General features: G+C 69.6%; 8 protein-coding genes and 1 pseudogene. 2 read left to right on the top strand and 7 right to left on the bottom strand.

The window, feature by feature from the left end; translation table 11 throughout:
* The 3 genes from AC1DZ6_RS11505 to AC1DZ6_RS11495 all read right to left on the bottom strand — a co-directional run.
* Positions 1-240: GFA family protein (locus tag AC1DZ6_RS11505; protein WP_477097315.1), on the bottom strand; the 240-nt coding region annotated here is incomplete at its 3' end.
* A 51-nt stretch (positions 241-291) separates the two neighbouring features.
* Complete coding sequence (locus AC1DZ6_RS11500) at positions 292-939, bottom strand: glutathione S-transferase family protein (RefSeq protein ID WP_477097314.1); 648 nt, start codon at positions 937-939, stop codon at positions 292-294.
* 19 nt (positions 940-958) lie between these two features.
* The gene (locus tag AC1DZ6_RS11495) at positions 959-3001 is read right to left on the bottom strand and encodes a ComEC/Rec2 family competence protein (RefSeq protein ID WP_477097313.1); all 2043 of its coding nucleotides are present in this window, start codon (positions 2999-3001) and stop codon (positions 959-961) included.
* Positions 3002-3173: 172 nt separating this feature from the next.
* Here AC1DZ6_RS11495 and gltX point away from each other — a divergent pair, with 172 nt between their 5' ends.
* Both gltX and gltA read left to right on the top strand, forming a co-directional pair.
* Positions 3174-4598 (top strand): glutamate--tRNA ligase, encoded by a 1425-nt coding sequence (gene gltX / locus AC1DZ6_RS11490; protein ID WP_477097312.1) that lies wholly within the window; start codon positions 3174-3176, stop codon positions 4596-4598.
* A 67-nt stretch (positions 4599-4665) separates the two neighbouring features.
* Positions 4666-5946: a citrate synthase gene (gltA, locus tag AC1DZ6_RS11485; protein ID WP_477097311.1), complete on the top strand. Its 1281-nt coding sequence runs from the start codon at positions 4666-4668 to the stop codon at positions 5944-5946.
* A gap of 70 nt (positions 5947-6016) precedes the next feature.
* Here gltA and AC1DZ6_RS11480 read toward each other — a convergent pair whose 3' ends face one another.
* The 4 genes and pseudogenes from AC1DZ6_RS11480 to AC1DZ6_RS11465 all read right to left on the bottom strand — a co-directional run.
* Positions 6017-7363, bottom strand: a complete 1347-nt coding sequence (locus AC1DZ6_RS11480; RefSeq protein ID WP_477097310.1) for an MBL fold metallo-hydrolase — start codon at positions 7361-7363, stop codon at positions 6017-6019.
* A 63-nt stretch (positions 7364-7426) separates the two neighbouring features.
* The gene (locus AC1DZ6_RS11475; protein WP_477097309.1) at positions 7427-7699 is read right to left on the bottom strand and encodes an EscU/YscU/HrcU family type III secretion system export apparatus switch protein; all 273 of its coding nucleotides are present in this window, start codon (positions 7697-7699) and stop codon (positions 7427-7429) included.
* Complete coding sequence (gene fliK / locus AC1DZ6_RS11470) at positions 7696-9318, bottom strand: flagellar hook-length control protein FliK (protein WP_477097308.1); 1623 nt, start codon at positions 9316-9318, stop codon at positions 7696-7698. Before fliK ends, AC1DZ6_RS11475 begins: the two co-directional genes overlap by 4 nt.
* Positions 9319-9425: 107 nt before the next feature.
* Positions 9426-9717, bottom strand: a pseudogene (locus tag AC1DZ6_RS11465) (lipid-A-disaccharide synthase); the annotation flags it as partial.

The following is a 9717-nucleotide window of genomic DNA, read 5'->3' as shown; positions in this document are numbered from 1 at the left end:
TGTCCAGAACAGCGGCGAGCCGCAGACCGCGCAACCGTGCAGCAGGCCGTGCTCGGCGCCGGCCCAGACCGACGCCTGCCCCTCGATCCGCACCTTGTCCGTTCGAAAGGCCGCGAAGGCGTTGCAGGGCGCGCCGTGGCGCTTGCGGCAGGTCAGGCAGTGGCACAGCCCCACCCGCAGCGGTCCGCCGGTCGCCACGTATCGCACCGCCCCGCACGCGCAGCCGCCTTCGCGTTCCATGATCATCTCCAGTCGTCGTCCACGCCCTAACGCTTGACCTGGCCTCCAGGCTCAGAAGGCCAGCCGTCCCTCCAACTCGCCGAACGGGAGCATCACATGCTCGCGATAGGCCGCGCGGTCCCTCAGCCGGTCGTACCAGGCCTCGAGGCGCGCCAGCGGCGGACGCATGATCTCCAGCTCGAAATAGCGATAGAGGTGCGTCCCGATGGCGATATCGGCCAGGGACAGGGCGTCGCCGACAACGAACGACCGATCGGCCAGTTGTGCGTCGACCAGGGTCAGGCAGCGCCAAGTCCGCTCTAGGGCCTCGGAGACGGCGGCCTCGTTGCGCTGTGCTTCCGGCGTGCGATAGCCGCCCCAGAACACCCCGCCCAGGAAGGCCGGCTGCAGCGCCGTCTGCGCCCAGTCCATCCAGCCGTCGACCTTGGCCCGGGCGGCCGGGTCGGCGGGCCAGAAGCGGTCCGCGCCGTGGACGGCCGCCAGGTAGCGCAGGATGGCGTGCGACTCCCAGACCACGACCCCGCCGTCCTCGATGACTGGAACCTTGCCGTGCGGGTTCATCGCCCGAAACGCCGGCGTGTCGAGGCCGCCGAAGTCACCGCCGGCCTGGACGTGCTCGTGCGCCAGCCCCAGTTCGCCGACCAGCCACAGCACCTTCTGGACATTGGCCGAACTGCGTCGGCCCCAAAGTCTAAGCATCAGGAACCTTGAGCATCGGCTAGCGCTCCGGAACGCCGGTCCAGGGCCGCACGCCCCGTAGAGGCTGAGCCCAGACGATCCACCATTCGCCGCCCCGCCGATAGAGCTCGGCCGCGCCGCCGGCCGCGAAATCATCGGCGTCGAGCACGATCCGGTCGCGGCAGGCCGGCGGCGTGGGCGGGGCGACGCCGCGCAGCACCACGATCTCGGCGTCGACGCACATCGCCGCCACGACCTCGGCGTCGGGGGCGGTCTTGCTCCACGACAGGGCCAGGGCGACCGGCGCGTCGGCGGCCGGGGCGCAGGACCGCCGGTCGCAGGCGTAGAGCGGACTGGGCGCGGCGCCCTCGGGCACGATCAGGCCTCGGCGACGCCCCCACAGCTCGGCCCCGAACCGGCGGGCGTCGGGGCGCAGCAGCACCGCCTCGCCACCCTGGCGCACCGCCGCCGTGGTCCCGTCCGGGGCGATCCAGACGTCGGGCGGCGTCGCGCGCGGCCAAAGGGCCACCGCCAGGGCCAGGGGCGCGCCCAGCCAGCGCAGGCGGCCCTTCCACAGGCACAACAGCATCAGCCCGACGAAGGCCAGGGCCAGGGTGAACGGCGGGCCGCTGGCCACCACGTGCTGGGCTCCGCCGGCGCTGGCGAAGCCGTCGGCGATCCACATCATGGCCGCGATGCCCCAGCCGGCCACGGTCAGGAACGGTCCGCCCAGGCCGAAAGGCTCCAGGGCCGCGCCGATCGCCAGGAACGGCATGATCACGAACGAAGACAGCGGCGCGACCGCCAGATTGGCCGGCAGGCCCCAGACGGCCACACGGTTGAAGTGCTGCATGGCGAACGGCCCCGTCGCCATGCCCGCCACGAAACTGGCCCCGACGCTGACCGCCAGCCAGCCCAGGGTCGCCTGGAAGACCCGGATCGGCCAGGGGACCGAGATCTCCCGCACCGGGCGCGGCCACGCCTCGGCCAGGGCCACCAGGGCGGCGGTGGCGGCGAACGACATCTGGAAGCCCGGCGCGCCCGCCGACTCCGGCTGGACCAGCAGGATGATCAGGGCCGCGATCGCCAGCCCGTGCAGGGTGATGGCCTGGCGGTCGAACAGGATGGCGGCGAAGGCCACCGTGGCGGTGATCGCCGCCCGCAGGGCCGGCGGCGGCGCGCCGGAGATCACCAGATAGGTCCCGATGGCGGCCAGGCCGGCCAGGGCCGCGACCTTCTTGCCCGGAACCCGCAACGCCATCCACGGCCAGGCGGCGATCAGCAGGCGCACCAGACCGAACAGGAACCCGCCGACGATGGCCATGTGCAGGCCCGAGATCGACAGGATGTGGGCCAGGCCCGAGGCGCGCATGGCTTCGGTCTGCTCCTTGGTGATCCGGGCTTCGTGGCCGGTGACCATGGCCGCCGCGATGCCGCCGCGCTCGGGACCCATGTCGTCGACGATGCGGCTCGCCAGCCGCCAGCGGAAGGCGTTGACCGCCATGGCCGCGCGCAGCCGCCAGGGCGGCGGGTCAAGAGCCACGGGCCGCCCCTCGCCGATCGCGAAGCCCACCCCGCCCACGCCATGGAACCAGGCGTCGCGGGCGAAGTCATAGGCGCCCGGCGCGGCGGGCGGCGGCGGCGGTCCCAGCATGGCTCGCAGGCGGATCGCCTGGCCCGGCGCGGGGATGGCCTCGGCCTCGACGGTCACCCGCACCCGCTTGGGCGTGTCCTGCGGCGCCAGGCGGCTGATCGAGACCGGCGCGATCAGCAGGCGCGGCCCACCCGCCCCGGGACTGACCACGTCGACCACGAAGCCGTCGATCGTCATCACCGCCCGCTCGCCCGCCAGGATGGGCGCGGCGACGGCGTTCGAGCGGACCTTCCCGGCCAAAGCCCCGGCCGCCAGGAACGCCGCCAGGACCAGGAAGACCGACAACCCGCGCGCCGAACGCCGCCCGACCATCCTCGCCAGCACCGCCAATCCAGCCGCAAGACCGRCCAGCAGCGCCCAGGACGGCTCGGCCTTCAGCTCCAGATAGCCGGCCGCGCCAAGGCCGAACGCCACCGGCGACCACAGCATCCAGCGCTCGCGATTGGCGTCGATCTCGTCGATCAGCGAAGCTGTTACCGCTCCCAGGCTAGGACGTGCGCGAAGACGCGTGCTAAGACGCGCCGCCCAGCCGCCAACGGATTTGTCCGGTGTCGCGGTCCTAGCCGTCACACCGGCCTCCAGTCCGTCAGCCTTGATCTCTATGACCCAATCCTCCCCCGCGACGACCTCAGGGGTCGTCACCCGCTTCGCCCCCTCGCCGACCGGCTTCCTGCACATCGGCGGCGCGCGCACGGCGCTGTTCAACTGGTTATATGCACGCCATACGGGTGGGAAGTTTCTTGTTCGCGTCGAGGACACCGATCGCGAGCGTTCGACCGAACCGGCCGTCGCCGCGATCTTCGAGGGCCTGGACTGGCTGGGCCTGAAGTCCGACGACGAGGTCGTCTTCCAGCACAAGCAGGCCGACCGCCACCGCGCCGTCGTGGAAGAGATGCTGGCCGCCGGTCGCGCCTATCGCTGCTGGATGACCGTCGAGGAGCTGGCCGCGGCCCGCGAGGCCGCCCGCGCCGGCGGCCCGGCCCTGCGCTCGCCCTGGCGCGACGCTCCGCCGCCCAACGATCCCAGCCTGCCGCACGTCATCCGCTTCAAGGGCCCGACCGAGGGCACGACCCTGGTCGACGACCTGGTCAAGGGTCCGGTGACCTTCAACAACGCCGACCTGGACGATCTGGTCCTGCTGCGCGCCGACGGGGCTCCGACCTACAACCTGGCCGTGGTCGTCGACGACCACGACATGGGCGTCACCCACGTGATCCGCGGCGACGACCACCTGAACAACGCCGCCCGCCAGACCCTGATCTACCAGGCCAATGACTGGACCCTGCCGGCTTTCGGCCACATCCCGCTGATCCACGGCCCGGACGGCGCCAAGCTCAGCAAGCGCCACGGCGCCCAGGCGGTCGGCGAGTTCGCCGACATGGGCTACATCCCCGAGGGCATGCGCAACTACCTGGCCCGCCTGGGCTGGGGCCATGGCGACGACGAGGTGTTCAGCGACGAACAGGCGATCAGCTGGTTCGACGTCAAGGACGTGGTCAAGGCCCCGGCCCGCCTGGACTGGGCCAAGCTGAACTTCATCAACGGCCAGCACCTGCGCCAGGCCGAGGACGGCCGCCTGGCCGACCTGACCCTGAAGGCCCTGCAAGCCCAGCAAGCCGAGCTGCCGGCCGACGCCGCCGCGCGCCTGCTGGCCGTGGTCCCGCAGGTCAAGGAAGGCGCCAAGACCATCCTGGAGTTGGCCGAGCACTGCGCCTTCGCGCTGAAGGTGCGTCCGCTGGCGCTCGAGGAAAAGACCCAAAAGCAACTGGTCGACGAGACCGTGGAACGGCTGACCCGCCTGCGCGTATCGCTAGGCGCGGCGCCGGTCTGGGGTGTGTCGGAGCTTGAAACCCTGTTGAAATCCTTCGCGGAATCCGAAGGCGTGGGCTTCGGCAAATTCGGACCGTCGTTACGCGGAATCCTCACGGGCGGCTCCCAGGCGCCGGACCTGAACAAGATCATGGCCGCGCTCGGCCGCGACGAGTCTCTGGGGCGCCTTGACGACGCCCTGGCGTCGCGCGCATGAGGCGCTATAACGCAACCGCGAAATCGAAAACTGGACTGACCGTTCCACTCTTGAAGGGGTCTCTCGCATGACCGACAAAGCCACGCTGACGATCGGCGAAAAGAACTACGACCTGCCGATCCTCAAGGGCAGCACGGGTCCGGACGTTCTCGACGTGCGCAAGCTGTACGCCGACTCCGACCACTTCACCTTCGATCCGGGCTTCACCTCGACCGCGTCGTGCGAGAGCAAGATCACCTATATCGACGGCGACGCCGGCATTTTGCTGCACCGCGGCTATCCGATCGACCAGCTGGCCGAGAAGTCCTCGTTCCTGGAAGTCTGCCACCTGCTGCTGAACGGCGAACTGCCGTCGGCCGACGAATTCACCAAGTTCGAACACAACATCACCTATCACACGATGTTGCACGCCCAGTTCGACAGCTTCTTCCAAGGCTTCCGTCGCGACGCCCACCCGATGGCCGTGATGACCGGCGCGGTCGGCGCCCTGTCGGCCTTCTACGCCGACAGCCTGAACGTCGATGATCCCAAGCAACGCGAGATCAGCGCTCATCGCCTGATCGCCAAGATGCCGACCATCGCCGCGCGCGCCTTCCAGTACTCGCAAGGCCGTCCGTTCGTGACGCCGCGCAACGAGCTGTCGTACTCGGAAAACTTCCTGCGCATGTGCTTCTCGGTGCCGGCCGAGGACTGGGTTCCCAACCCCGTCCTGACCCGCGCCATGGACCGCATCTTCATCCTGCACGCCGACCACGAGCAGAACGCCTCGACCTCGACCGTCCGTCTGGCCGGTTCGTCGGGCGCTCACCCGTTCGCCTGCATCGCCGCCGGCATCGCCTGCCTCTGGGGTCCGTCGCACGGCGGCGCCAACCAGGAAGCCCTGGAGATGCTGGAAGAGATCGGCACGGTCGAGAACATCCCCGCCTATGTGCAGGGCGTGAAGGACCGCAAGTACAAGCTGATGGGCTTCGGCCACCGCGTGTACAAGAACTTCGACCCGCGCGCCAAGGTCATGCAGAAGACCTGCTACGAAGTGCTTGAGCAGCTGGGCATCAACGACCCGCTGCTGAAGGTCGCCATGGAGCTGGAAAAGGTCGCCCTGAGCGATCCCTACTTCATCGACCGCAAGCTCTATCCGAACATCGACTTCTATTCGGGCATCACCCTGCGGGCGATGGGCTTCCCGAAAGAGATGTTCACGGTGCTGTTCGCCCTGGCCCGCACCGTCGGCTGGATCAGCCAGTGGAAAGAAATGTTCGAGGATCCCTCGCGCAAGATCGGCCGCCCGCGCCAGCTGTACACGGGCGCCACCCAACGCGACTACGTGGCCGTCGAAAAGCGCGGCTAAGCGCTTCGACATCGCTGAATTGGAAAAGGCCTCGCGAAAGCGGGGCCTTTTTCATGCGAGCAACGCCGTGCTAAGTCCAGTTGCGCCACCGCCCCGTTGTAACGAGCGGATGCCCCCAGAAATCGCTGGCGCCGCTAATTTCCAGGATTTCGTCACACTTCTTCTCGGTCACGATGTGGATCTGATCCGGGTCGCGTCCGGCTTCCCGAAGGCGATCTTTCAAGTCGGCATGAGGTCTCAACTTGTCGCCGGACGTAGCGGTGACGAAGAGCTGGACCTCGGGCCAGGGCTCCAAGACCTCGACGTCCATGTTCCGCGTCGCCCCATGATGCGGAAGCATGAACCAGTGGACTCGCTCCGGGGGGATCGATCGGTAATGCCGCACCCACTCTCGGCGCCGATAGAGCGTGCCCAGCTTCGAGTCCCCGGTTAGGAACCAGCCGACTCTTCCGGGAGGCCATGCGTCGCGCGTTCGCTGCGTCCAAGTGGTTGGCCCAACATAGAGCGACAGCGAAATGGCGTTGGCGTCCGACAAGGCCTCGGCATCGTAATACTTGCGCAGGCTCTTCAGGTCTGGCGTCCTCTTGACGTAGTTCGACAGCGCCTTTCCGAAGGTTGGGTCGCTCACTGAAGTGCCAATCAGATCCTCGACTTTGCTTTCGAGGTCTTGCTGGATTTGAGCGGGCACTGGGTGGACATAGGGAACGAAACGCCAGTCCAAGAGGTGATCGTGGGCGGTCACGGCACCGATCGTCAGGCCAGGATTGGCGATCGTCTCGGCCGCGACACCCCTTGCGGGACGCGTTCCGGCAGCGATCGGCGCCCCATCCCCGTCGAAGATCACCGGATGATAGGCCGTTGGATCTCCCTCGAAGGCCGGCGGCGAAAGCTCAACGGGGCGCTCTGAACCTGGACCCGCCCGCAGACGAACGATCCGCTCCACGCCCCGGCGCCCGAACCAAACGGCCGGCTCGATCACGGTCTCGATCAGGTCGGATGAACAGTCGTCGTTCAGCAGGCCCTGAGCCAATACGACGAAAGCGTCGATGCCTGTGAGATAAGGCAGGACGACGGTCTCCACGTCGATCTTCTCGAGCAGTTTCGCCACGCCGTTCACGTGGTCGGCGTCGAAATGCGACAGAAACAGAAAGTCGAGTTTCAGGCGGTTCCCACCGCCCTTAGCCGCCAGTTCGGAAATACGCTCCAGAAGAGCCGCCTGGCCCGCCTCCCGCCAGGAGCCGCAATCGTACGCCCAGCGTAGTTGGGGGCGGTCGCTTCCCAATGCTCCAGTGTGGAACCCGCCGTGACCGACGGCCTGCTGCCTCACCACGGCTAGGGGAAACATACGTCGTAGCCTCGCATCAAGTTCCTTCACGATCTCGCTGAGTTCCCAGTCGTCCTGATTATCGTCCGGCAATCGCGTGTTCCCGCGCATCGAGTTTGGAAATGCTTGGCTGGCAGCGCTTCGGCAATCCGCGCTCTACCGCCCCTCGGCGCTGCGCAGGATGAAGCCCAGGATCTCAGCCACGGCGACGTAGAGGGCCTCGGGGATCTCCTCGTCCAGTTCGATGGTCGAGAGGGCCTGGGCCAGGGCGGGGTTCTCCTCGATCGGCACGCCGTGCTCGCGGGCGGTCTCGATGATCTTGTCGCCGACCCAGCCACGGCCGGACGCGACCACGCGCGGCGCGCCGGGCTCGTCGTATTGCAGAGCCACCGCGATGCGCGGGCCGGCGGAGCGGATCGCGCCGGTCATGTGGCTTGATCCAGGAACTGGCCGGGCGCGGCGGCCGGGGCGCGCGGCTGGCCGGTGTGGAAGGCGATCTCAGGCTCCAGCGCGGCCTCGCGCAGGGCGCTGCCCAGGCGCTCCTCGCCGGTGCGAAGACGGGCCATGGCGGCCGGGCGCTCGGCCCACAGGGAGACGCGGGCCCGATCGCCGGTCAGAGCCACCTGGGCGTGGACGGGCCCCATGGGCTCGACGTCGAGCGAGAAGCGGGCGCGCCAGGTGCGGCCCAGGGCGCGGCCGCCCTCCCCGCCCGAACCGCCGCCGTCGCGGCTGATCTCGAACTGGGCGGCGGCGGGTCCCTGAGGGGTCATGAACGGCATGTCGAACACCCAGCGCTGGGCGTGGTCCTCGACGGGGCGACCGGCTTGAGCGGCGTCGGGCAGCGAAGCGATCTGCAGCAGCTCGGTGCGGGCCAAGGCCGCGCCGGTCTCGGCCAGCAGGCGCTGGGCGACGGCGTGAGGTCCCGCGCCGGCGGGCAGACCGGGCTGGGCGGCGGCCTGGGCGTGGGTCGGGGCGCCGGCATAGGGCGGCGGGGTCTGGGACGGCGGGCCGGAGGCGACCTCGGGGCCRCCATAGGCCATGGCCGCCGCCGAGCTCGCGCGCGGCATGGCCAAGGACAGGGGCGGAAAGTCTTCCGCCACGATGGCCCCGAAGGCCGGCAGAGACGGCGGCTGGGGAGCCGGAGCCGGGGTCGGACGGGTCGCCGAGGGCGTGTTGACGTTCGGCCAGCCGCCCGGCGGCCTGGCGAATGCGGGCGGAGCGTCGTCGGTCGGCGGTGCGGGCGGCGCTTCAGCCTCGAAAGCGGGCTGGTCGACGGCCGGATTGATCGCCGAAGAGATCGCGGCGGCCAGAGCCTGGGGCGTGCCGCGATCGGCCAGTTGAGCCGAAGAGGCCGCCGCCGTGGCGGCCGCGTTGGGCGTCGCGCCAGCCTGAGCCGACATCGACGGCAGGCCCTCGGCCCAGGTCTTGACCACTTCGCGGAACACCAGCAGCGCGGCCTTCATGTCGCTGTTGGGCGTGGGGGTGGGCGTGACCTTCGGCGGAGCGGTCAGGGTGCCGGTCTGCTGACGCTGCGCCTGATCGGCGGTCGCCAGGCGGGCTTCCAGGAACAGTCCGGAGCGTTGCAGCGCCTGGCGGATCTCGGGACCGCTGATCTGGCCGTCCATGCGAGCGCTCAGCGCCATGACCTGGGCGATGGCGTCCTTGACCGGGCGAGGCGTGTCGGGTTCGGCGGCGGCCTGGGCCATGTCCGCCATCAGCGGCGCCACGCCGGCCTGGCGGGCGGCGGCGCGACCGGCGGCGGCCGCGACGGCGCGCGCCGGCGTCTCGACCAAGGCTTCGGGATGGGTGGCCGCGGCGCGGATCTCGGCCGCCTTGGCCCGGCTGACCTCGCCCTCGCCGACGGCGTCCTTGGCCATGTGGGCCAGATCGCTCTGGGACTGGGAATGAGACTGGTCGATCATCGCGCCCAGGGTCTCGACCGTTTGGATGACGGCGATCCGGGCAAGCGCCTCGGCCGCCTGGTCGGCCCGGTTGACGGGAGCCGACGGCGYCAGGGGCGACAGAGGGGCGATCGAGAAGATCGGCACGCCAGGGCTCCAGCCGGCGACGAGAGGGTCACCAGGGCTTCCAACCTAGCGGAGAGCCGTGAAGCGGATCTTAAAGGCTTGCTTAACGCCTCGAACGACCGCGGCGCCTAGACGGCCTTTCCGCGCGCCCTCAGGAAGTCCAGGAGCGCCGAAGCGGCCGCTTCCGAAGGGTCGGGCATGCCGCGCCCCATGCGGTCCACGGCGGCGTTCTGGGCGGCGATCTGGGTCTGGCGCAGCGCCGGGTCGTCCAGCCGCCGGGCGACCTCGGCGGCCAGGGCCTGGCCCGTGCAGGCCTCCTGCAGCAGCTCCGGCGCGACGGCGGCGTCGGCGGCGATGTTGAACAGCGTCACCCAGCGCGGCTTGAACATCGATTTCAGCAGGGCGTAGGTGATCTTGCCC

It is taken from the genome of Caulobacter sp. P1_B12_2 (genome assembly GCF_056406675.1).
The sequence above is the reverse complement of the archived record's forward strand: the minus strand, read 5'-3'. Positions and strand labels throughout refer to the sequence as shown.